19 protein-coding genes are annotated in these 23,359 nt (G+C 38.5%); 6 read left to right on the top strand and 13 right to left on the bottom strand.

Features of this window, described 5'->3' with window-relative positions; all coding sequences use genetic code 11:
• Positions 1 to 252: 252 nt before the first annotated feature.
• Complete coding sequence (locus PO903_RS13610) at positions 253 to 1,464, top strand: S8 family peptidase (protein WP_273593682.1); 1,212 nt, start codon at positions 253 to 255, stop codon at positions 1,462 to 1,464.
• Positions 1,465 to 1,726: 262 nt separating this feature from the next.
• On the opposite strand, the gene PO903_RS13605 is transcribed toward PO903_RS13610, so the two are convergent.
• The 4 genes from PO903_RS13605 to PO903_RS13590 form a co-directional block, all read right to left on the bottom strand.
• A complete protein-coding gene (locus PO903_RS13605; protein ID WP_069326334.1) occupies positions 1,727 to 2,512 on the bottom strand; it encodes a hypothetical protein in 786 nt (261 codons plus the stop codon).
• Positions 2,513 to 2,855: 343 nt separating this feature from the next.
• Positions 2,856 to 4,244, bottom strand: a complete 1,389-nt coding sequence (gene fumC / locus PO903_RS13600; protein ID WP_069326333.1) for a class II fumarate hydratase — start codon at positions 4,242 to 4,244, stop codon at positions 2,856 to 2,858.
• Positions 4,245 to 4,353: 109 nt separating this feature from the next.
• Entirely contained in the window at positions 4,354 to 5,028 is a 675-nt protein-coding gene (locus tag PO903_RS13595) for a uracil-DNA glycosylase (RefSeq protein WP_137222596.1), read from the bottom strand.
• 121 nt (positions 5,029 to 5,149) lie between these two features.
• The gene (locus tag PO903_RS13590) at positions 5,150 to 6,049 is read right to left on the bottom strand and encodes a methyl-accepting chemotaxis protein (RefSeq protein ID WP_273593681.1); all 900 of its coding nucleotides are present in this window, start codon (positions 6,047 to 6,049) and stop codon (positions 5,150 to 5,152) included.
• A 490-nt stretch (positions 6,050 to 6,539) separates the two neighbouring features.
• On the opposite strand from PO903_RS13590, the gene fsa reads away from it, so the two are divergent.
• From fsa to PO903_RS13575, 3 genes are all read left to right on the top strand, one after another.
• Entirely contained in the window at positions 6,540 to 7,220 is a 681-nt protein-coding gene (gene fsa / locus PO903_RS13585; RefSeq protein ID WP_069326331.1) for a fructose-6-phosphate aldolase, read from the top strand.
• Between the two features lie 222 nt (positions 7,221 to 7,442).
• Positions 7,443 to 7,904: a MarR family winged helix-turn-helix transcriptional regulator gene (locus PO903_RS13580; RefSeq protein WP_273593680.1), complete on the top strand. Its 462-nt coding sequence runs from the start codon at positions 7,443 to 7,445 to the stop codon at positions 7,902 to 7,904.
• A 33-nt stretch (positions 7,905 to 7,937) separates the two neighbouring features.
• Positions 7,938 to 9,311: an MFS transporter gene (locus tag PO903_RS13575; protein WP_083243339.1), complete on the top strand. Its 1,374-nt coding sequence runs from the start codon at positions 7,938 to 7,940 to the stop codon at positions 9,309 to 9,311.
• 199 nt (positions 9,312 to 9,510) lie between these two features.
• Here the strand turns inward: PO903_RS13575 and yicI are convergent, their stop codons facing one another.
• Positions 9,511 to 11,823 carry an alpha-xylosidase gene (gene yicI, locus PO903_RS13570; protein ID WP_273593679.1) on the bottom strand — a complete coding sequence of 771 codons (2,313 nt, stop codon included), beginning with the start codon at positions 11,821 to 11,823 and terminating at the stop codon, positions 9,511 to 9,513.
• 369 nt (positions 11,824 to 12,192) lie between these two features.
• On the opposite strand from yicI, the gene PO903_RS13565 reads away from it, so the two are divergent.
• Together PO903_RS13565 and PO903_RS13560 are read left to right on the top strand one after the other, a co-directional pair.
• Positions 12,193 to 13,218 carry a hypothetical protein gene (locus PO903_RS13565; protein WP_273593678.1) on the top strand — a complete coding sequence of 342 codons (1,026 nt, stop codon included), beginning with the start codon at positions 12,193 to 12,195 and terminating at the stop codon, positions 13,216 to 13,218.
• 187 nt (positions 13,219 to 13,405) lie between these two features.
• Positions 13,406 to 14,338 (top strand): helix-turn-helix transcriptional regulator, encoded by a 933-nt coding sequence (locus PO903_RS13560; protein WP_273593677.1) that lies wholly within the window; start codon positions 13,406 to 13,408, stop codon positions 14,336 to 14,338.
• Positions 14,339 to 14,421: 83 nt separating this feature from the next.
• Here PO903_RS13560 and helD read toward each other — a convergent pair whose 3' ends face one another.
• The 8 genes from helD to PO903_RS13520 form a co-directional block, all read right to left on the bottom strand.
• Positions 14,422 to 16,779: an RNA polymerase recycling motor HelD gene (gene helD, locus PO903_RS13555; protein ID WP_273593676.1), complete on the bottom strand. Its 2,358-nt coding sequence runs from the start codon at positions 16,777 to 16,779 to the stop codon at positions 14,422 to 14,424.
• 234 nt (positions 16,780 to 17,013) lie between these two features.
• Complete coding sequence (map, locus tag PO903_RS13550) at positions 17,014 to 17,757, bottom strand: type I methionyl aminopeptidase (RefSeq protein WP_069326327.1); 744 nt, start codon at positions 17,755 to 17,757, stop codon at positions 17,014 to 17,016.
• A gap of 285 nt (positions 17,758 to 18,042) precedes the next feature.
• On the bottom strand, positions 18,043 to 18,375 hold the full coding sequence (locus PO903_RS13545) for a four-helix bundle copper-binding protein (protein ID WP_069326326.1): 333 nt from the start codon (positions 18,373 to 18,375) through the stop codon (positions 18,043 to 18,045).
• An 80-nt stretch (positions 18,376 to 18,455) separates the two neighbouring features.
• Positions 18,456 to 18,896 (bottom strand): MarR family winged helix-turn-helix transcriptional regulator, encoded by a 441-nt coding sequence (locus tag PO903_RS13540; RefSeq protein WP_069326325.1) that lies wholly within the window; start codon positions 18,894 to 18,896, stop codon positions 18,456 to 18,458.
• Between the two features lie 50 nt (positions 18,897 to 18,946).
• Positions 18,947 to 20,032 carry an FUSC family protein gene (locus tag PO903_RS13535; protein ID WP_069326324.1) on the bottom strand — a complete coding sequence of 362 codons (1,086 nt, stop codon included), beginning with the start codon at positions 20,030 to 20,032 and terminating at the stop codon, positions 18,947 to 18,949.
• Between the two features lie 93 nt (positions 20,033 to 20,125).
• Entirely contained in the window at positions 20,126 to 20,662 is a 537-nt protein-coding gene (locus tag PO903_RS13530) for a DUF2062 domain-containing protein (RefSeq protein ID WP_069326323.1), read from the bottom strand.
• A gap of 168 nt (positions 20,663 to 20,830) precedes the next feature.
• Positions 20,831 to 21,571, bottom strand: coding sequence for a glycerophosphodiester phosphodiesterase (locus PO903_RS13525; protein ID WP_273593675.1), 741 nt, complete (start codon positions 21,569 to 21,571; stop codon positions 20,831 to 20,833).
• A 171-nt stretch (positions 21,572 to 21,742) separates the two neighbouring features.
• Positions 21,743 to 23,179, bottom strand: a complete 1,437-nt coding sequence (locus tag PO903_RS13520; protein ID WP_069326321.1) for a serine hydrolase domain-containing protein — start codon at positions 23,177 to 23,179, stop codon at positions 21,743 to 21,745.
• Positions 23,180 to 23,359: the final 180 nt, after the last annotated feature.

Genomic DNA, 23,359 nt, shown 5'->3' with positions numbered 1-23,359 from the left:
CTAAATAATTAGGTAAAAGACCCGGTTTATTGAACGGGTCTTTTATTTTTTTGAAATATTTTGCACAACTTAATTGAAAACTATAAACTTTCTCAAAATCGTACCGATATAAATAATACATAATACGACATATTAAGACAAAATAAAACAAAATTTATTTTGTCGATTATTGTATTAATATGTTTCAAAGTGTATAATATGGTTAAATATATAATACTTAATACCTATAATAAGCAGGGAGACCTAAGACTAATGAACTTTAAAAACTCCAAACTAAAATTAACGGCACTTATTGCCACTATCGCTATTCCACTTACGTTGTCACTATATGTACCAACTATGAATACTACAGATACAACTACTCAACGTTATATCGTTTCTTATTCTAACGATCAAGGTAAAGAACAGATTGCACAAGTAGCTGATCAATCTACTAATGATCTTCACGCATTTAACCATCTAAATATGGTTGCTGTCAATCTTACAAATGATCAAAAGAATGATCTTGCTACACAATCAGGCATTACAAGTATCGAACAAAATACAACCTATACTTCGGCTGCTCAAGCTTTTGGTGGAAATATCAAAACAGTAAATGTAAAAGGAAATGAACAAGCTTCATGGGGATACGGTACTATTGATGCTCAAATGGCTTCTGATAGTGGTTACACAGGTAAAGGTGTAAAAATCGCTATTTTAGATACAGGAATTTCTGCTCACTCTGAATTGAATATCGCTGGTGGTGTATCTGAAGTGGGTTACACTCAATCTTATGCAGATGATAATGGACACGGAACATTTGTAGCAGGCGTGATTGGCGCTCAATCGAATGGTAAAGGTCTTGTAGGTGAAGCACCAGACGCTCAAATCTACGCAGTCAAAATTTTGGATAGCAAAGGTAATGGTTCAACAGAAGATTTAGCTAAAGGTGTAGACTGGGCTATTCAGAACCATATGGATATTGTTAACATGTCGATCGCTTTTCCAGAAGGTTCTCCAGCCGTTGAACAAGTACTTGCTTCTGCTGATCAAAATGGCATCTTGCTTATCGCAGCTGCTGGTAATAAAGGTACAGCTAGTGCAGCAACAGATACGGTTCAATATCCAGCTAAATCTAGCCATGTGATCGCTGTAGCTGCTATAGACGACAATCTACAACGTGCTGATTTTTCTTCTAGCGGTTCTGATATCGAACTTACAGCACCAGGTGTAGATATTGTGAGTACATCTAGTAACGGTAAATATGAGCTTCGTAGTGGTACATCGGTTGCTGCTCCATTTGTAACAGGTATGGCTGCTATTCTCAAACAAGCTTATCCAGGTAGCACTAATGCACAGATTCGTCAGGCTCTAAACCAAGGCAGTATTGATTTGGGAGCAGTAGGTCAAGACAATCTGTATGGTAACGGTATGATCAGCTTCCAGCATTTATTAGGTAAAGCTTCTATTCTTGCTTCTAAGTAATGATCCCATGTCCACTTTCCCTTGAAAAGCTGGCATGTTCATATAGAGAATACTTTGTCCCTGTTTGCACTAGATGACGCAGCTTATATCTACTACAACCTAAACTATTCATATAGTATTGTGATGATCCACATCAGATAATAATATGCATCCAAATAGCCACGGTTTTATACCTGTGCTCATCCAAAAATAAAAGCGCCGTTCTCAGCCAGAGACACGACGCTTTTATTTTGTTCTTTTATTGTTTCACTAGAGCAAACGTCTAAAGTTCAGCGACAGGCAAGCTACCTTGCATCCAATGAAGCTCACTATCTCGAATGACATAGTCTGCCCATTTCATCTCACCAATTCCCCAATTACGAAACTCGGTAATATGACGGTAAAATTGCTCAATCACAGCTTCTTTCGGTTCAGACATCAACGATTGAATCTGTTCACGTAACCGCTCAGGCTTCTCTCTCACACTGTCTAGTACACGCATCATCCACTTATGTCCGGGATACAACATTTCATTATGTGCAAGCACCATACGGCCACCGAATAGCGCCATATTCATCACTGCTTGATGTAGCAAATACGTATCATCACGCTTCAACGCTTGTTTGCATTCTCCATACCATGCTTCAAATTGAGCATAAAACCGATGGATATTATTTTGCTTCAGAGACATAGGATATTCTGTGATCGTGTTTAATACATCCCGCAGTTCTGGAATATCTGAGAATACGACAATAGCACCTAGAAAAGCAAACCGTGCAGGTTCACTACCACAGCGAGCTACTTTCTCCAAATACGCCATACTAATGTATTTGCCATCTATATTTTGCAAAGAACGTCCTACCTTACATTCGGCTCCATCATAATGCAATGAACCGGATTGGAAACGGTCTTCAAATTCTTGATCTGAAACAATAATCATAATATTCATATCTGAATGAGGTGAAGAATATCCATAAGCGACCGAACCAGTGATCAATAGCCCTTTCACTGATGAATCACCACGAAGATGTTCTGTCAGTTGTGAGAGGCAATCCGATAATATATTCACACGGGCCCTCCTTAATCTCAATTTTTTAGTGTTCGATTGATAATGATAATTATTATCAATTAACTTTGTAACGATATTGTAGCTTATTCAATTTCACTTGGCAAGTATTTATGGCGAATCTGTGTCTACAAAATTCAAACGGTATCGAATATATTCACAATTACGCTGATAATTGGGATATGAACTAAAGCTTACGCATCTATTGCACTCTATCGCTCAACAGAAAAAAGCCTTTTTCTTGTAACTCTGAAGATGAATTCAGAAATCACTTGAAAAAGGCTTCGTGGAATCATTTTATTATACAATACTGTAGTTCACGATCTGCTTTCGCTCACTCTAGCAATTACGCTTTGGGATGAATCATTTGAGAAGGATCAACGTATTTGTCGAATTCTTCTTCCGTCAACAATCCACTTTGTAATACAGCTTCTTTCAAAGATAGCCCTTCTTGATGTGCATGCTTGGCAATTTTCGCTGCATTTTCATAACCAATATGCGGGTTAAGTGCAGTTACAAGCATTAATGAATTGTCCAAGTTATGTTTAATCTGATCAACATTCGCTTCAATGCCTACAGCACAATGATCATTGAATGAAATCAATGCATCACCAAGTAATTGAACCGATTGGAGGAAATTATAAATAATTACCGGCTTAAATACATTCAATTCAAAGTTCCCTTGACTTGCCGCAAAACCGATCGCTGCATCATTCCCCATCACCTGCGTAACGACCATCGTCATCGCTTCGGATTGAGTAGGATTGACTTTACCCGGCATAATTGAACTACCCGGTTCATTAGCAGGAATTGTAAGCTCTCCTAGACCGCTACGAGGTCCACTTGCTAACCAGCGCACATCATTAGCAATCTTCATCAGATCAGCCGCTAGTGCTTTGACAGCGCCGTGTACATAGACCACTTCATCATGGCTTGTTAACGCATGGAATTTATTTGGAGCCGTCACAAATGATTTGCCTGTTAATTCTGAAATTTTCTCAGAAGTTAGTCGTCCAAAATCAGGATGTGCATTAATTCCTGTTCCGACCGCTGTGCCTCCGATAGCAAGTTCTTTCATTTCTTCTACACTATGTGTAATCATACGTGTACTTTTCGCCAGCATCGCTTCCCATCCACTGATCTCTTGTCCCAGTGTAAGTGGCGTTGCATCTTGCAAATGAGTACGTCCAATTTTGATCAAATCTTTGAACTCTTCTGATTTCTGTGTAAACGTCTGTTGAAGCTTAGCAATCGCAGGGATCAAATGATCTTCTACAGCCAATACACCAGCTACATGTAATGCTGTTGGAAAAGTATCATTCGAACTTTGCGACATATTCACATCATCATTCGGATGTAGACGATCTGTTTTGCCTTGTTCTTCAAGCCACTGATTACCACGATGTGCAATCACTTCATTGACGTTCATATTGGACTGTGTACCGCTTCCTGTCTGCCAGACAACTAATGGGAAGTGTTCATCCCATTGACCTGTTAGAATCTCATCTGCGGCTTGAGCGATCGCTTGTGCTTTATCAGCGGATAATTTACCTAATTGTTGATTGACCAGTGCTGCGCTTTTTTTGAGCAAAGCAAATGCATAGACCACTTGCTTCGGCATTTTTTCTTGACCAATTTTGAAGTTTTCTTTACTACGCTGTGTTTGTGCACCCCATAATTTATCAGCAGGTACATTAATTTCGCCTATTGTATCTTTCTCTACACGGTATTCCACTCGACAAAATCCTCCTTTGGATCAAATCATCTGTAAAATAGTAGGACAGATTAGCATCATTCTGCTAAAGATCAACCTCTATGATTGTAACGCTTACATGCTCTGCAAATCAATCCTTTATACACCAATCGATCGGTTCCATCCCTTGTGATTCCAAAAATTGATTCGTATGACTAAATGGCTTACTGCCCATAAATCCTTTGTGCGCTGAAAAAGGACTGGGATGCGTAGAGGTAATCACATGGTGCTTACTACGGTCGATCGCTGCTCCTTTACGCTGTGCATGGCTTCCCCACAGAATAAATACAGCAGGTGTCTCACGTTCATTTACAGCTTCTATCACACGATCTGTAAATGTCTCCCATCCTTGATTCTGATGCGAAGCCGCTTGTCCACGTCTGACTGTCAGTACAGCATTCAATAATAAAACTCCTTGTTCTGCCCAATGGATCAATGAACCATGCTTAGGGATAGCACACCCTAGATCATCATGTAACTCTTGATAAATATTATGTAATGAAGGTGGAATCGATACGCCTGGCTTGACTGAAAAGCTTAACCCGTGCGCTTGTCCTGGACCATGATAAGGATCTTGACCCAAAATAACGACCCGAGTTGATTCTAATGAAGTGTAATGCAGTGCGTTAAAAATATCATACATATCTGGATAGATCGTTGCTGTCCGATATTCTTGCGCTAGAAATTGACGCAGTTCCAAATAATAAGGCTTTTGCAGTTCATCTTCTAGTACATCTGCCCAATCGTTGCGAAATATAGCACTCATAAATTAGCTTCTTCCTTTCATTGACTAGATTCTTTTATCATTACCCATATTTAAGAATAACCAAAAAAATAGCAGTCTCTTGATAATACTCAAGAAACTGCTATGTGAATATATCTATATTTTACAGACGGGATTGCAAAAATTCATCAGTAAACTTTTTAAATTTATGACTCATTTGAGTTAAACTATCTACCACTTCACTAAATTCATTCACTAAGTGTGCTTGTTCATGAGAAGACGTAGCAATTGCTGAAATTTCTTGTTCCATATATTGAATCGATTGTTGCACACTGGATAATGATTTCTCGATATTTTGTGTCGCTTGCTTCGTATCGACAGACAATTTGCGTACTTCAGACGCTACGACACCAAACCCTGCTCCTGCTTCTCCTACACGGGCTGCTTCAATCGCTGCATTCAGACCTAACAAATTGGTCTGCTCTGAAATTTCACGGATAAAGCCAGCGACTTTATTCACATCTTTAGAATTTTCAACTGCTTGACGGGTGTTGGACTGAATATCTGTTGTTGTTGCAGATAATTGCTGTGATTGAGCAGCAATCGTCTGAACCATATCGCTTAATTGTCCACTGATCGTTTCTAGATCAATAGTGAAGTTACCTAACAGCTCATTGTGTTGTAACGTGTACGCTGTTGCCAAAGCACCGATCACTTTACCATTTGCGTCTTTAATTGGAACCGAAGCGGCATCCAATTCAAATCCATACGCAGAAGCAGGTACACGACTCACAGAAGATATTCCATCTACCAATGCTGCACGTAAATTATTATCGTCTGGCGAGATCGGTGTACCTGGACGCAAACCAAGATCCAATTCTTTAGCAGGACGATAATATTTAAACTCTTTCAAGTCACATACACCTAACATAATATCGTTACCTACAATTTTTTCGAAATATTGCATACAGATAACCATCATATCTACAATGCTGATTGATCCATGACCTGAAATTTCATAATTGCCATTATTATTTATTTGATTTGAAGACTCATTAGACAAGTGATTCACTCCTCATACTATAAATTGTTCATAATTTAATTTCGTCATTTTGAAGTTGTTTGTGAATAGCATTATTGATAATCATTGTATATTTAAGAATGAATCTATCATTTTAAAAAATATTTTTTATTCTTTTGAAAGTCTCATTTTGACAATAATAAGGTCATTTTTATACTATATATGGTCTATTGATATTTTTTAAATCAACATATCGATTTGGGTTTGTCTTTGGTTCACCTCTAATTCCCCCCAAAACCAAAACGTAGAGTTGTGTGAATCCTTTAAATATGGTAAAAATGATACATAGACATTGTTTTTCAGCAATTTGTCTTGGATAATAAACAATCGCTTAAAAGTGTACATATCGATCATTTTGGTTAATAGAATGATAGGTGTTTATTTCTAGGCGTGTTGTAGATACATGTTACAAATTGCAGCTGGATGCCTAACGTTTTACAAATTATAGAATTTTACGAGGAGGAAAAGAGAAATGAAATTTTTCTTAGACACAGGTAACCTTGAAGAAATCAAACGTATTTCACGTTTGGGAATCGTAGATGGTGTAACAACTAACCCTTCATTGATCGCTAAAGAAGGTCGTGTATTTAAAGATGTAATCGACGAAATTTGTGCGATTATTGACGGACCAGTAAGCGCAGAGGTTGTAAGCCTTGATGCTGAAGGTATGTTGAAAGAAGCTCACGAAATCGCAAAATGGGCACCAAACGTTGTTATCAAATTGCCTATGACTGAAGAAGGATTGTACGCTTGTAACCAACTTTCTAAAGAAGGTATCAAAACAAACGTAACTTTGATCTTCTCCGCAGCACAAGGTTTGATGGCAGCTAAAGCTGGCGCTACATTCATCAGCCCATTCGTAGGTCGTCTAGATGATATCGCTGTTGATGGTATGAAATTGATTCGCGATCTTCGTTCAATCTTAGACACTTATGGTTTGAAATCAGAAATTATCGCTGCAAGTATCCGTAATGTAGGTCATGTAGAAGCAGCTGCTCTTGCTGGTGCTCACATCGCTACTATTCCAGGTACTTTGGTTCCAGTTCTATGGAAACACCCATTGACTGACAGTGGTATCGAACGTTTCTTGAAAGACTGGGAATCTGTTCCTCAAGCTAAAGAAGAAGTTAAAGAAGAAGCTGGAACTAAATAAGTCATCCAAGTATAAGTGATTATACTTTATAAGCAGGGATCTTCGGATTCCTGCTTTTTTATTGCAAATTTTAATTGTCTTAGATATAATTGTTATAACATCTATATTGAATGATGCCTTTACCTAATGAGAAGTAAGATATTTAACTTCGTACAAATCACTTTCTTATTCAATCACAAAAAGTCGCGCTTTTAGTTGCAGGCGCTAAGGAGTGGGTATATCGTGCAAGAATTAGAATCGATCGGGTTTGTGTTAGGAACGACTTATCGTAAAGTCAGTCAGTCTTTGGCTTATCATTTAAAAGAACATGATATTACACCTGAACAATGGAGTGTATTGTATTATGTCTGTGCGCAAGAAGGTATGAATCAGAAAGAACTAGCTTCGCATGTGTTCAAAGATCAACCGACTACGGCTCGTATATTGGATGTATTGCACCGCAAAAATCTAATTCGTAAAGAAATGGACCCTCAAGATCGTAGAGCTTTTCTTGTCTACCCTCTGCCTGCTGGGCGTAAATTAATGGAAAAAATCTATGCGATTGAACAAAAACATAATCAAGACTTAACAAACCTACTTACACCTGAGCAATTCAAAGAACTTCATCATTTACTGCATTTATTACGCAATAAGTTAGAACCTCATGCCGAAGATACACCTGAAGTACCGCGTCACAAGAATTAGGATTGGCAAAAGAAATGGAGAGAAATATAGACTATGGAACATACTAACAAAGAGAACCTTTTATCAAAAGATAGCCTTCCATCCCAACAGGATCAACCGTTAACAGAGATAGCAGATATAGATGCAGACGCCCCTTCTCGTCTTTGGACGAAAGAATTTTTAATTTTAACTGCATGTAACTTACTTGTTTTTCTTAATCTGCATATGATCTTATCTTCTTTACCTTTATACATGCGTGAACATTATAATGCAGGCGACTTCTATGTCAGTCTATGTACAAGTCTGATGGCATTAGCAGCGATCGTTTCCCGTTTATTTTCAGCGAGAGCCTTAGAACTGGGTAAACGGAATGTGATTTTGTTTGGTGGATTGTTGATCGCACTGCTAGGTACGATTGGATACTATTTTAGTGCTACTATTATTTTATTATTGGTGATGCGTGTTATTTTTGGATTTGGATTTGGGATGTATAGTACTACTTTTCCAACGATGGTATCCGATATTATCCCACGCAAGCGCATGGGTGAAGGTATGGGATACTTTGGTCTGTCGACTACAATCTCCATGTCGATGGGTCCACTGATCGGGATGAGTATTGAAAAGCAATATGGATTTACACCGTTGATTATTATTGGTTCGATATTTATTCTTATTTTGTTCCCGCTTGCTTATAGCCTTGTTAAAGGGCAAGATAAAAAGATTGCTGAGCAAAAAATCATAGCAGATCAGCGCAAATTAGCTGCCCAAGCCAAAGCAGCTTCAGAAGGAATAGTTGTTGAGACAATCGATACTCCATCGCTTCCTGCTAAAGCTTCTAAATTCGAGAAAAAATTATTATTACCCAGTCTTTTGAATTTCTTAATGTCATTAACATATGGTGGATTGGTAAGCTTTATCGCTTTATTCGGTAAAGAAGCTCATCTTGCTAATCCAGGTTACTTTTTCTTATTTAATGCTTTGGCTGTGATTGCAGTTCGTCCGTTTTCAGGCAAAATCTATGATAGCAAAGGCCCTAAAGCGCTGATCATACCCGGTGCTGTCTTATTAATCGCCGGTTTATTATTGTTATCTTTTGCACACTCTACGCTTGGCTTATTCGGTTCAGCGATATGTTATGGACTAGGATGGGGAGCATTACAACCAACCATGCAGACATGGATGATTCAAGTGGTCAATCCACATCAACGTGGTATGGCGAACGGGATGTTCCTCAACTCACTGGATATGGGCGTAGCGCTCGGTGCGATGATCTTAGGAGCTATTGCAGGGATTACCAGTTATACTTCTATGTACCGCTTCTCCGCTCTGTTTATCGTGTTATATATCCTTGTAGGTATTGTCTATATGATCAAAGCCAAAGGAACACCTGCTCAGACACAGCACAGTATTCATATCAAAATTAAATAATATCGATTTTAGATTCAAATGAAATATTTCCCTCTGCACATATTAAAAAGACTGCCTCTACATCATGTAGAAGCAGTCTTTTTTGATTATTTTCACAAGCCTCATATGATATTCACATATTCATTGAATTCATTGAATGATCTCAAATGTACAAGCTTTTTTTGTGGATACTGAAACAGACTCTATAAAGAGTACTAGCTTACAGCGTTACCGTTACTTTCTGGTCTTGTGCTTGCAATCGGATACCGTGTTCAACAGTAGATTGCTCTGCACCTACGATTGCGCCAACACTTATAATACCTCGTAGTACAACAGACCACGATTTGAGTGTACCTTCTGTAGCGATATCAATCGTATTATTTTGACGAGAAGCTGTTACGATCGCTTCTTGTGCACCTTGCATATTCACTAAACGGATTGAAGTGGATTGACCTTCTTCCAATTCGAAAATATGAAGTTCTACACCATCGGTATAATCATAATCTGGTTTGTTTTCTTCTGCACCTAGAGCAATAATGCTATTTGGCTTAACCAGTAAAGGCAAGTTCATAAAGTCGAATGTCTCGTTATACCAACGTCCACCTTGTACAGAAGCACCTGTTAAGAAGTTCGTCCATTTGCCTTCAGGTACATAGTAAGTCGCTAATCCTTCGGTATTAAAGATCGGAGCTACCAATAGAGAATCACCGAACATGTACTGACGATCTAATGTATGAGTCGTTGGATCTTCATGGAAATCGAGTACCATTGGACGCATCATCGGTACACCCTGCTCAGACGCGTTTACAGCCGCATCGAATAGGTAAGGCATCAGGCGACATTTGAGCTTCGTAAATGCACGTAACACATCGACAGACTCTTCATCGAACAACCAAGGGACACGATACGATTCGTTACCATGTAGACGACTATGCGAAGACAACATACCGAATTGAACCCAGCGTTTGTAGACCTCTGGTGCAGCTGTCATTTCAAAGCCTGAAATATCATGACTCCAGAATCCAAAACCAGATACTCCTAGAGATAATCCGCCACGTAGCGATTCCGCCATCGATTCGAATGTAGAAGAACAATCGCCGCCCCAGTGTACAGGGAATTGTTGTCCACCAACTGTAGCCGAACGTGCGAACAATGCTGCTTCATTTTTGCCTAAGCTTTCTTCCAATAATTCAAATACCACTTTGTTATATAAGAAAGTGTAATAGTTGTGCATTTTCACAGGATCAGAACCATCGTAATAAACGACATCAGTTGGAATACGCTCACCAAAGTCTGTTTTGAACGAGTCTACGCCTTGGTCAATTAGCACTTTCAACTTGCTCTTATACCATTTCACTGCATCTGGATTGGTAAAGTCGACCAGACCCATCCCTGCTTGCCATAGATCCCATTGCCATACACTACCATCTGCACGTTTAACGAGATAACCATGCTCCATACCTTCATCAAATAAATATGACTTCTCAGCGATGTACGGATTGATCCATGCACAGATTTTGAGACCTTTTTCTTTCAAGCGTGTCAGCATCGCTTCCGGTTCAGGGAACATGCGCTCATCCCAGACAAAATCACACCATTGGTATTCACGCATCCAGAAACAGTCAAAATGGAACACCGATAATGGAAGATCACGTTCTTTCATACCATCGACAAAATGATTTACTGTTGCTTCATCATAATCAGTTGTAAATGAAGTCGTTAACCATAGTCCAAATGTCCAGGCTGGTGGCAATGCAGGCTTGCCTGTTAATGTTGTGTAATTATCTAGCACTTCTTTTGGATTACGACCACCAATGATGTAATATTCTAAGCTTTCGCCTTCAACACTGAATTGTACTTTAGATACATTTTCAGAAGCCACTTCATACGATACTTTCTCTGGATGGTTAACGAATACGCCATATCCTTTGCTTGAAAGGTAAAATGGAATATTTTTGTATGCTTGCTCACTGCTTGTACCGCCATCTTCATTCCAGATATCGACAACCTGTCCGTTTTTGACAAATGGTGTAAAGCGCTCGCCTAAGCCATAAATATATTCGCCAATTCCTAATTCCAATTGCTCACGGAAAAAGACCGTATCTTCAGGACCGTTAATATAACCTGGACCCCGGTGTACACTACCTGTTAAATGACGACCTGCGAAATCAAAGCTGATTCCCCAATTGCTATTTTTACGAATGGTTGCTGTCAGATCGCCTGTTTGAAATACAGTACGATCGTCATCTTCGACGATTTGAATATCGGTCTCCAATTGAGCCAATTCAAATTCAGGTCCTTTTTTTAATCCACCTTTGTGATGGTTAAATTGCACTTTAATCACGTTCGGGATAGGAGAACTCAAAGATGCTTTGAGCAATGTCCCATTTAACGTATCGCCTTTATGTACAATTTTCTTAGTTGCTGCGTATAACGTTAATTCATCATTTTTGGTTACGATATCGCGAATATCCACTGGATGTTGCATACTGTACCCTTTGCGTGTCATCCAATAGCCATCTGTAAATTTCATGTCATTTCCCCCAATAATATTGATTTGGTTATAAAAATGTATTTGTGCAAATCGTTTTGCTATAGTTATAATAATATTGATAAAGAAAGCGCTTTTCTTCTTTTATTTTGATCATATGTGTAAGGATATTGATATTGGGCTGATTTGATGAGGGTGGGGGATCTTTGATGGGAGGTGCTGCGTGAAGGAGGCAGTGCTTGTCGTCGCTGGTGAAGAAAAATGCTTTGAATGACTGCTAAAGCAGTCGCATTTTTCTTCAAAGGCGATCGCTTCGCTCTTTCAGCACCGCCTCCTTCCCTCCGCTCGTGGTAGGAGATCATCCGCTTTTCACAAGAATGCAGGAAATTTCAATAAGGTGGTGGGTAGGAAATGAATAAGAACAAAGAAATGAAATCGGCAAGAGAGATGTTGACTGCTAATAAAGTGTATAGTGATGATGAATCAATACAAGCTCTTGAAGATCAGATTACATTTATAGATAATCATGGATTATCTGAAATGAATCTTCACCTTTCATCAAATGCTGTAAAAAAGAATACATTTCTTGCTGCTATAGCAGAACATAATTTTCTTACGCAATTGATTAACTATAATGCTGGTATTAACATTCAATACGAACCTTCAGAGAGTAACAGACCAATTGATTTCGTATATACAAAATCTAACATTAAGTATTCTATCCAAATGAAAAGTTTATCTATTAGTAAAAGAGATAATATACAAAACAAATTGATAAGTCATTTAAAAAATGAATTAACTCATATTAAAATTAATAAATATATAACAATCCATAAAAATATACGTTTTAAAAAAGTAGATATACCTGAATTTATTAGCTATTTGAATTCAAATATATCTTTTTTCAAAGATAACGAGATGTATTGTTATCCTTCTAAAATAGATGAAAAATTACAATTTAGTTTATTCCCACCAAATAAGAAAAACTTAAACAATCTAACTTTAGGTATTTCTAGTGACCTATCAATGATAGATATAACAGAAGAAAGTTCTGAACAAATAAAAGGAAATCTTGAAAAAGCTATAGGTGCTTTTGAAACTGATAATGACAACCAAAATATTAATTTGATTGTTACAGAAGCTAATGAGTTTGATGAGATAGATTTCTCTCAAGCAGCTTATGGAGAAGAAATTTATGATTTTAGTAATAATTTAATTAAAATCATAAGAGATACAGGCGGTTTCTTTTTTAAGGAAGAATACTCTCATAAAATTGCAGGTATCATATCTGCTCATAGATTAGATCATAGGATAATATCTGGTTATAAAAATGTTTTGTATATAAGCCCTCATTTTGAGGACTTAATGGATGTAATCAAAGCTGGTGTTCCAATTGATGAAGTGTTGACCTTTAGAGATATCCCTTTATATGAATGACCACTTTCTACAGCGGAGCAAATGGAATTGTTCTGAAGAAGCGAAGCGTTCGCCTTTGTGAGCTAATCTCTACCGCAGAGCGGTAATAAAAGAGATTAGCTCACAACAGCGATCGTAAGAATAATCCATTTACGGAGCGTTAAATCGCTCTATTGCACAATATTATATGATTTAAGGCGGTGATTGGATGATTAAGGAGCAATTGCGGGAAGAGTTAAAAGAAAATCGGATTCATGGGAGTCTGATGTATCCGGTGAGTGTGTATCCGATGGATGATATTGAGGAAGAGACTGTTTTGGAGTGTCACTGGCATGAAGAACCAGAATTGATTTTGGTGACGAAAGGTCGTGCTTTGTTTCAAATTGGAACGATTCCTTATGAGGTACATGCGGGTGAAGCGGTGTTTGTGAATAGTGGTGAGATTCATACTGCATATCAGATGGAACATGAATCTTGTAGCTTTGTAGCGACTGTATTTAGTATGTCTTTGTTAAATAGTGCAGGCTATGACATGATACAAGCGCGATTTATAGATCCATTGTTACGTAAGCAAATGGTGTTGCCTGTTCATATTCGAGGACAAGAAGTCTGGGAACAGGAAGTGTTGACATTGCTAAATCAGATTGTGGATATCAATAAACAGCAGACCGTAACATGCGAACTGACTACCAAAGCGTATCTTTATCTAATTTTTGCCCAAATGATTGAGCATATGGATACTCAAGTGGCTCTTATTCCTGCGCCGAGCGATAAAGTACAACGACTCAAAACAGTACTCGGTCATATCCATGATAACTACCAACAGCCATTACGTTTACGTGAATTAGCAGAACAGATCAATATGAGCGAAGGACATTTTTGTCGCTTTTTCAAAAGTTTAACTCAAAAAAGCCCTATCGATTACATCAATCGTTATCGGACCCAGCAAGCTTGTCGACTGTTAGAAAGCAGTGATCGCAAAATCGTCGATATTTCGCTTGAAGTTGGATTTGATAGTTTGAGTTATTTTATCTCTGTCTTCAAGCAACATCGAGGATCGACTCCTTCACAATATCGCAAACAGACCAATGGTGTCTCCAATTCGTTCATTACTGAGTTGCAAAAGAATTCTATTGAGTGACAATGCTAATGAAATAAGTAGATGTAAAAAAGGAGAACCTCTGCGAAATGACACAAAAGTTCTCCTTTTTCACTTACTATCTATTAACCACGATGATCATTGAGCACATAGCGATCTGCATCCATACCGGTAATAAATGGAGTCACTTCATCAATCGCATATAAATGTAATACGTGCATCGCCCGTGTACAAGCCGTGTAAAATAATTTGCGTTCGGCTTCACGATGATACTGTTGACTGGAAGCATCATATAATACAACTGCATCAAATTCTACACCTTTAGCTAGATAAGCAGGAATAATAACGGTTCCTTTTTCAAAAGCAGGTGTGTTTTTAGTAATCTTACGCAGTGTGATCTGTTCTTTAAGCATATGATAGGCTTCTTCGCATTCACTCTCCGTTTTGCAAATAATCGCTGTATACTGATAACCTTGCTGTTGTAGCCCGTGAATATCTCGAATAATATCGGTATGCATCGATTCACGATCATCATAGAGAGATACTTGTGGCTTATCTCCACGACGATTAAATGGAATAATATGCTCTCCACCTTTAATCATGCCCCGTGTAAAGTCTACAATTTCATACGTAGAACGATAACTACGGGTCAAACGAATAATCTCGCTATTTTCTTTACCATATAATTCTAACAAAGGATCTTCTTCATCAAAAACAGAATTATGGCTATAAATCGCTTGATTAAGATCGCCTAAAGCTGTCATGCGAGCACGTGGAAACAATCGCTTCATAAATTCCAACTGGAACGGTGAATAATCCTGTACTTCATCGACAATTACATGCTTAATCGCATGGTTAGAACGGAATCCTTGTAGTTGCTCTTTCAGATACAGATAAGGTGTAGCATCTTCGTATCCCAATTCACCTTGATCCAAACGACTAACGGTTTGTTTGGCAAAGTCTTCCCAACCTTCAGGCAATTGACCGTTGTTGATTTTGGCAAATAATACTTCGTCTGTGAACATCTTACGATAGACTGCTTTGATATCTGCAAAGCGAAGCCTTTTCACCCATTTACGTAGTGGTTTGAGCCAATCATTAACGACCATTCGAGCAGCCAATTCGGCTTCTAATTGGAAATCATCAAAAGAAGGCATTTTCCCTTTTTGCTTCCGACGCATCATGGTATAGGCACGATGATAATCATCGGTACTCATCAATTGCACTTGTTCTTCTACCCAAGCTTCTTTACGTTCTTTGCGTCCAAATAAACTAACTTCTTTAAGTAGCCAATCCCGCATTAATTCGATACGATTACCTAATTTGACAGCGGAATCGAATCCATAAAATTTATCTAACATCTGTTCACGGGTCACGATATCTTTACCTTGAAAACGAATCGGACGGAATACCATCCCTTCGGTTAACAATAGCTCTGTATATCGACGAATCGCTTTGAGATAAGTTGCTGATGATTTATAGCGAATTCCTTGTACACGTGCATCATGCTCCAGATCGTCTTTCCATGCTAAAAGATATTCCATTTGTGAAAAAACATCTTCCAGATCAAATTCTCTTCCGATTCGACGTTCTAGATACGCTTGAAATGTTGTCTGTAACATATTCTCTTCGCCAAGTTCAGGTAATACAGTAGATACATAACTGTTAAACATAGAGTTCGGGGAAAAGAGTACCATCTGATCCGCGCGCAAGCTATCACGGTAACGATACAGCAGATACGCTACACGTTGTAACGCTGCTGATGTTTTACCACTGCCTGCGGCTCCTTGTACAACCAGTAAACGACTACGATCGTTACGAATTACGCTATTTTGTTCTTTTTGAATGGTAGCTACAATATTTTTCATCTGATTATCTGCGGTATGACTAAGTACTTGCTGTAACAATTCATCACCGATCGTAACTCCTGTATCAAATAAAACATCAATCTTGGCATCACGAATAACAAATTGACGTTTTAATTCCATATTCCCTTCAATATTCCCTACAGGTGTACGGTATGAAGCTGGCCCGGGAGCACCATCATAATAAAGACTCGATACCGGAGCGCGCCAGTCATAGATCAGAAACGTTTCTTCATCATCATCGAGAAAAGAACCAATACCTAGATAAATATGGTCGGTTGCAGGCTCACCTACTTCTTTGAAGTCGATCCGTCCAAAATACGGTGATCCTGATAAACGACGTAATTTGTCTAAAGTTACACTGGAACGCTTGTGAGCTAATTCAATCTCGGTCAATACCTGTGATTGCTGACGCAAACTGGTTGAAGTCTCACCTACATCATCCGGTTCACTAAAGTTAACAGTTACTTCATCCCAGAAGTCTTTACGCATACCGACAACATCGCCACGTGCTGCTCCTACTTCTTGTTCAAGCACTGCCATTTTGCGATTAATCTGACGGGTTACGTCATCTACCCGTGCTTGTTCGTCTTTCCAATCTTGATCATCTATCGCCATATTGGATCATCTCCTTTATCTATCTCTGAATGTTCTATGCAAATATACATTTGACAATATATATTAATTATGTTATGTTAATTCTGTATTGATAATTTTGGTATATTTATGTTCTTTTGCAGACCAATTTTTATTGTACGCTCATCTATTACAAATTGCAAATACCAAAGCCGCATGTCTGGAGTTGTCCAGCAATGCGGCTTTTTTTGATGGTTCTATTTGATTTAAAATGATTTATTTGGTTAAGATAATAGGTTCGCCTTTAGTGATAATCATCGTGTGCTCATATTGAGCTACAAAGCTACCATCATCTGTTTTGAGTGTCCAACCATCGCTACCTTCTGCTACTTCTTCTGCTTTGGTCGATACGAATGGTTCGTAAGCAATCACAGAGCCTTCTTTCCATAGCCCATTATCTGTTGGATCATAATAACTCAAAATATATTCAGGATCATCATGTAACGATAGACCAATCCCGTGTCCCGTTAAGTTGGTAATAATTTTAAATCCTAATTTTTTGGCGGTATTATATGTTGCTTTACCTGCATTGCTTCGCTTAGAACCTGCACGAATTTTTTGAGCCCCTGCTTCAAATGCCAAAATCGAAGCTTCACACAATTGAGTCAGAAGCGGATCGCCTTTACCCACAACGAAAGATACGCCTGTATCAGCAAAATAACCATCTAATGAAGCAGACACATCGACATTCACCAGATCGCCTTCCTGAATCACACGATCCCCTGGAATACCGTGAGCCACTTCTTCATTGACACTAATACAAGTAAAGCCCGGGAAATCATATGTCACTTTAGGTCCAGATAGTGCGCCATGCTGTTCTAACAACTTAGCTGCATGTAAATCAAGGTCTATCGTACGCATTCCTGGCTTCGTCATATCTTTCAGTTCATCGCGGATAATAGCGACCACTCGACCTATTTTTTTTAATCCTTCGATATCTTTTTCTGTTTTGGCAATCATATCTTTTTCTCCTTTGTCGTAAACGTCAGGAAACGCCGACAAATAAGCAGGTGTGATTGAACCTGTTTTTTGCCGGCGACTTCGTGTCGCACTTCTGTATATTTCCTGATTCATCTTCTAGCTCATATTCTATATTGTATAATTAATCTTCACTCGTTACAAATAAATCTACTACTTTTCATCATTGATCTATTCATTCTTATAATGATTATGAGTAAAAGAGCAACGCAAAAAGGAGAGAATCACTCTCTCCTTCTTGTAGATATTTAGTATGACAATCGTTTGTCATGCAGCCATACTCCGACAAGCTTCAGCGCAATGACGGCAGGCTTCTGCACAACGTTGACAATGGTCATGATCATGTTTGGCACACTCTTGAGCACAATCTTCACAGATTTGCGCGCATAATGCACAAATTTGTTGCATATATGGACTTTGAGAAGTCATAGCTTTGGCAGCATACTCACATATATCTGCACATTCACGATCCAGTCGTAAACAGCCTCTCATCATATCCAAATCTTTTTCTTCCAGACAAGCAGCATAACATTGATTACAAGCTTCCATACATTCCAGACAAGCTTCTAGACATTTTTGTCTTTCTGCTACAGATATCATTGTTAATTCCTCCTTGGTATTAAGTTTCGCTCTACTATTTATTTAACCTAAATAGAGAAAACTAATACAAAATACAGGAATTAATCCAAATTATCGATAATACGGTCAAGCATTTTGATGGTGATATTACGTTCTTCGACTGTAAAACCATTAAATACATCTTCAATGGTCTGACTGGCTTTATCACCTAGATCGTCAACAATACTACGGCAGTAATCTGTCAAATAAATCAGATTGGTACGACGATCGTCAGGATGAGGTACACGTACCACCATCCCGCGTTTGATCATATTATCGATCAATCTCGATACGCTAGGCTGATCTTTACGAGATAGGCGTGCAAGACGGTTCTGTGTCTGCCCGTCCCGTCTCCATAAAAATGAAATCAAAATCCATTGTTCATGTGTGACCGGATAGCCACCATCACGGAAATATTGATTTAAGCGATTGTGTGCAAGACGTGTAGCAATAGAAAGTTTGTAACCGATTGAGTTCTCTAATGTGTAGGGGATATTCGTCATTCCCATAAGTCTCCTTTTAAACAGTCATCTTCGATGTATCGACTTGGTTATTATGATTTCCAAGGCCAAGTCGGGAAATTTCTGCGGTCCTGTTTCTCTTCATTTTCTTTTTCAATAGTATCATGCTTAGAACTGGTATGATCTACTAAGCGATTAAGGCGTTCTAATTGATAGCCATAATCATACATCACAGCTGCTACAATAGACAACCTTAACACGCCACTAAAGTTTTCTTGATAGCGATCAATCATGGTATCCAAAAATTGATCATTGGCTTGCTCAACTTCTTCAGCCTCATGTCCATCATTTTTAATCTTATTATCGAGCTTCAGCAAAATATGCTCATGGAACTTAATTAACTGTTCCAGATGATTGTCAAAGTAATCATCTAACTGTGGAGTTCGTTCTGCTTGAAAATAATGTTGCTCTATAGCAGTTAGTACATCTACCCCTTTCCTAAGCGCTGTTAGCATTTGTTTATTGACTACAATGTGTCGATGTCGACTGAAAGAAGCTCGTTTTAATTTCTTCAGTTCCTCTTCCATCAAATTGTACTTATCACTTAAAGACTGAATCGAATTTTCTAGCGCTTTTTTTTCTTCACGGAAAACAGACTCTTTAATTTCATCTGACACTGCTGTTCGTAACAACAAAGATAATTTAGCGAATGTATTCTCAATCTGCCCTTTAAACTGTTCTAATGGCTTCGGTGGTGCAACCAGTATATTAATCAAAAAGGCAGACACGATACCAATAATACTGAGTGAAAAGCGATTAAGTGCAAATTGCCATTGACCGGAAGCTTCCATTACCGAAATAACAGTCACTAATGTTAGGCCAATCGTATCTCCCATTTTGAGACGCAAACAAATCATAATCACCACAACACACATCAAGCCAATCGCAATTGGCTCATTGGAGAAAAACATTCCTCCAAGTAGTGCTAGTATGGCTCCTAATGTATTGGTCTGAATCTGATCCAGAAAATAACGGAAAGAGCGGTAAATAGATGGTTGCATTGCAAAAATAGCAGCAACCGCAGCAATCACCGGTGGCGTCAGATCAAGCCAGGAGCTAATGTACAAAGCAAGCGTAACCGCGATTCCGGTTTTGAGCATGCGGGCTCCAAAATTCACATGTGTTCCTCCTTCTAATGATACGGGTTCGAGTAGATTAATCTTTGAGTATAATAGTTGTAAAAATAGTGGAATATATAGTATTACCCCAGATTAGTCCTTTTGTGAAGCAGAAGGTTGAACTTTTTTACCTCGCAGTCTACGCAGTAGCGGTACACGATACTTTACCATCACCCATTTGATCACAATATAAATAATAATCGCAAAGATAATGCTGTTTACAGCGGCTCCTGTAATAAAATCAACTCCTGCATCCCGCCAATGATGAGACTGATGGATCGGCTGCATATAATCTTCTGGCCAGTCTGGAATATCAATATTAGGCATACTTGCTGGAAGACGCGCAGAGCGCCATAATGTCACTAAAAAATGTCCTGTATGATAATTCAGAAAAAACGTTAAAGGCCATACAAAAGAATCCAGTGAAGCGGCGAAAATAGCGGCTGGCATCGCTCCTTTGAATAAACGGGTTAATCCCAATGAGAGTATGGGACCGATACCAATTAAAGGATACCAGCTTGGAAATAGTCCTACTGAAAAACCAATAGCTACTTGATGTGCTCCTTTTTTTAAGCGAAGCAGGCGAATCATGTTTAATTTCAGAAATCGTCCCGGGTGAATTTTTTTCATCAGGACCTCCAATCAGTGCCTTATCCATGTCAGTATTCTTTATTGTAACTGGTTCTTTTACGTAAAGAAAGTCTGGCTTCATGGAATTTGTCGAAATATGACAAAAAGCGCCCTTCCGTATGATAACGGCATTAGGCGCTCTGAAATGTATAGCTATAGAGGTTACATTTATATCATAATTTTCTCTTTTAATAATTCTGCTAAAATATCAGGGTAATCGGTAATAATACCGCCGACTTGCATGTCGATCAGTTCGCGCATAACGATAGGATCATTGATCGTCCATACGTTATATATCACTCCGGCTTGCTCTGCTTGTGCTACCCCGTCAGATGTAACTGCACTGTAATGAGCATGTAAAGCTGAAGCGCCAAATGTTTTGACATAATCCCATGGATGGACTAGATTTTCCATATACAGAATGCCTGTTTGAATCTCAGGTGCTAATTGATGACATGTCTGTAATGTATAATGGTTGAAACTTGAAATAATCACACGATCAGTCAAATTATACTCTTGTATCATACGTACCAATTTTTCTTCAATACCTATATAGGGTTCAATATTGTTTTTGATCTCAATATTAAGCATCATCTCTGTCGGTGCGATCCAGGACAATAACTCGCTTAATAACGGAACATGTTCATTGGCAAATTCCTCGCTATACCATGAACCTGCATCTAATGTTTTAATTTCATCGTATGTTAAATCTTTAATCTGACCTTCATACCCTGTAGTACGCTTCAAGCTCTCATCATGAATCAAGACAAGCTGTCCGTCTTTGGTCATTTGTACATCAGTTTCAATCCCGGTTGCTTCCAATTTCCAACTTTTCTCAAAAGCCGCCATTGTGTTTTCTGGGCAATACCCGGAAGCTCCTCTGTGCGCGTAATTGATAATCGATTTCATGGAATAGCTCCTTTTCGATATAGCTGATTTGTAATCTACATATTCTACTTTACCAATTATACACATTAATGATTAGGAGAATATAAAAAAAACCACTTTCTTAAATGATCCAGAAAGTGGTTTTTTATTCATTATTATAGATAAATTATTTGTCATGAGTAGATCAAACTATTATTTCACAAGTGCTTTATTGGCTAAAGTCTGTGTATCAGCCAGCATTTTCTGCATATCCATTCCATAATGATTACCTAGTAAAATAACCAGAACATCATCATCCAAATTATGCGTAAATCCTGTTGCATATCCTGTACCACTACCATTGTGATAGATGGTGCGTTTGCCATCTACATTTTTAATTAAGAATGCATAACCGTATGGCTTCAGATCGGAATATGTTGTAAACATTTTGTTGACGGTATCTTCACTTAGAATCGTATGATTATCAAATGATTTGTACCATTTCATCATATCATCCAGTGTTGAATAAAACGTACCTGTACCGGATTGAGATACATAATATCCTGCTTCATCCCAAGTATCGCCGTCTTTGACATATCCAGTGATCGTTTTGGTTGCTGGTGTTGTCTCGCCAGTGTCTTTCATATTTAAAGGATCTAAAAATTTCTGTTGGATATACTCTCCATACGATTCACCGGATACCTGTTGAATGATATAAGCTAGCAATACATAACCTTGATTACTATAGTTAAATCGTTCTCCTGGCTCAAAGCGTAACGGTTTGGTTTTGATCTCATCTACTGTCTGTTCTAACGTCATTCCTTCTGTACGGGTGAAGTTAGAGTTAAAGCCTGCGGTATGTGATAACAGCATATGCACTGTAATCTCATTCCCACGCGGGAAGTCTGGAATATAATCGGATAGATGATCGGTTAACTTTACTTTACCATCTTCGATTAATTTCATCACTGCGGATGCGGTAAATGATTTGCTCAATGAAGCAATACGAGATTTACCATCAGGAGGTGTTGCTTTTTCGCCACCAGATAATCCGTATCCTTTACGCATAACCACTTTACCTTTGTATGCAACAAGAGCTAGACCCGAATAATTTTGAGATTGTAAATACGTATCTACCGTTCTGGCAGAGCTTGCATATACGGTCGATTGATCGGGTGTCAAATTAATCGTCGTTACTTCAGGTGTAGAACTTACGGTCAAATTCGCTTTAAGTGAATCCGATAAAAAGCGTGCTGGAACCATCATCGTACCATATACGTTACGAGATACTTCTGGCATTTCAATCTCATATCCATCTAAAGTAATCTTATTCGTATTGGGTGTATGTACAACCTTGTCTCCATGACTATACATAACAACAGAACGAGTTGACGCATCCCATTGTGCTGTGGCTCCTAATTCACGAGCAGCTTGACGTAAAGGAACCAGTGTTGTTCCTTTGGTTACAAATGGTGCTGTATCCCAAGCGACTTCTTTGCCAGCAATCGTAATTACTGCGGGCTTTTCTGTACTTGCTGCTTGAGCTTTGGGTGCGATATGTGAAGCTGGAACAATAGAAACGGTTAGTGCAGAAACGATTAACAATTTGGTCGCTAACGATACCCAATTGCTTTTTTTAACAAATGTCATAACGGTAAAATCCTCCTAAATCAGATGTAGCATTATAACGCATGCTCACGTAGCCGATAATATGCAGCACTATCTATTATAGTAGTTCAGCCTTCGTACAAGCAAGGCGAATACACATCAAATATGCGATTGATCGAAAAACACAGTCATAGTGTGTACGCTTTGCTCGACCTAAAAGTT

Origin of the sequence: Paenibacillus sp. PK4536 (genome assembly GCF_028594455.2) — a bacterium.
GTDB lineage: Bacteria > Bacillota > Bacilli > Paenibacillales > Paenibacillaceae > Saccharibacillus > Saccharibacillus nuruki.
This window is presented reverse-complemented; position numbering and strand designations above follow the sequence as displayed.

Coding starts and splice junctions, on each gene's coding strand:
- map (WP_069326327.1), bottom strand. CDS start 17,757: ATGATTGCCAAAACAGAAAAAGATATCGAAGGATTAAAAAAAATAGGT.
- PO903_RS13575 (WP_083243339.1), top strand. CDS start 7,938: ATGGAACATACTAACAAAGAGAACCTTTTATCAAAAGATAGCCTTCCA.
- PO903_RS13595 (WP_137222596.1), bottom strand. CDS start 5,028: ATGAGTGCTATATTTCGCAACGATTGGGCAGATGTACTAGAAGATGAA.
- PO903_RS13545 (WP_069326326.1), bottom strand. CDS start 18,375: ATGATATCTGTAGCAGAAAGACAAAAATGTCTAGAAGCTTGTCTGGAA.
- PO903_RS13560 (WP_273593677.1), top strand. CDS start 13,406: ATGATTAAGGAGCAATTGCGGGAAGAGTTAAAAGAAAATCGGATTCAT.
- helD (WP_273593676.1), bottom strand. CDS start 16,779: ATGGCGATAGATGATCAAGATTGGAAAGACGAACAAGCACGGGTAGAT.
- PO903_RS13530 (WP_069326323.1), bottom strand. CDS start 20,662: ATGAAAAAAATTCACCCGGGACGATTTCTGAAATTAAACATGATTCGC.
- PO903_RS13540 (WP_069326325.1), bottom strand. CDS start 18,896: ATGACGAATATCCCCTACACATTAGAGAACTCAATCGGTTACAAACTT.
- PO903_RS13565 (WP_273593678.1), top strand. CDS start 12,193: ATGAATAAGAACAAAGAAATGAAATCGGCAAGAGAGATGTTGACTGCT.
- yicI (WP_273593679.1), bottom strand. CDS start 11,823: ATGAAATTTACAGATGGCTATTGGATGACACGCAAAGGGTACAGTATG.
- fsa (WP_069326331.1), top strand. CDS start 6,540: ATGAAATTTTTCTTAGACACAGGTAACCTTGAAGAAATCAAACGTATT.
- PO903_RS13520 (WP_069326321.1), bottom strand. CDS start 23,179: ATGACATTTGTTAAAAAAAGCAATTGGGTATCGTTAGCGACCAAATTG.
- PO903_RS13525 (WP_273593675.1), bottom strand. CDS start 21,571: ATGAAATCGATTATCAATTACGCGCACAGAGGAGCTTCCGGGTATTGC.
- PO903_RS13610 (WP_273593682.1), top strand. CDS start 253: ATGAACTTTAAAAACTCCAAACTAAAATTAACGGCACTTATTGCCACT.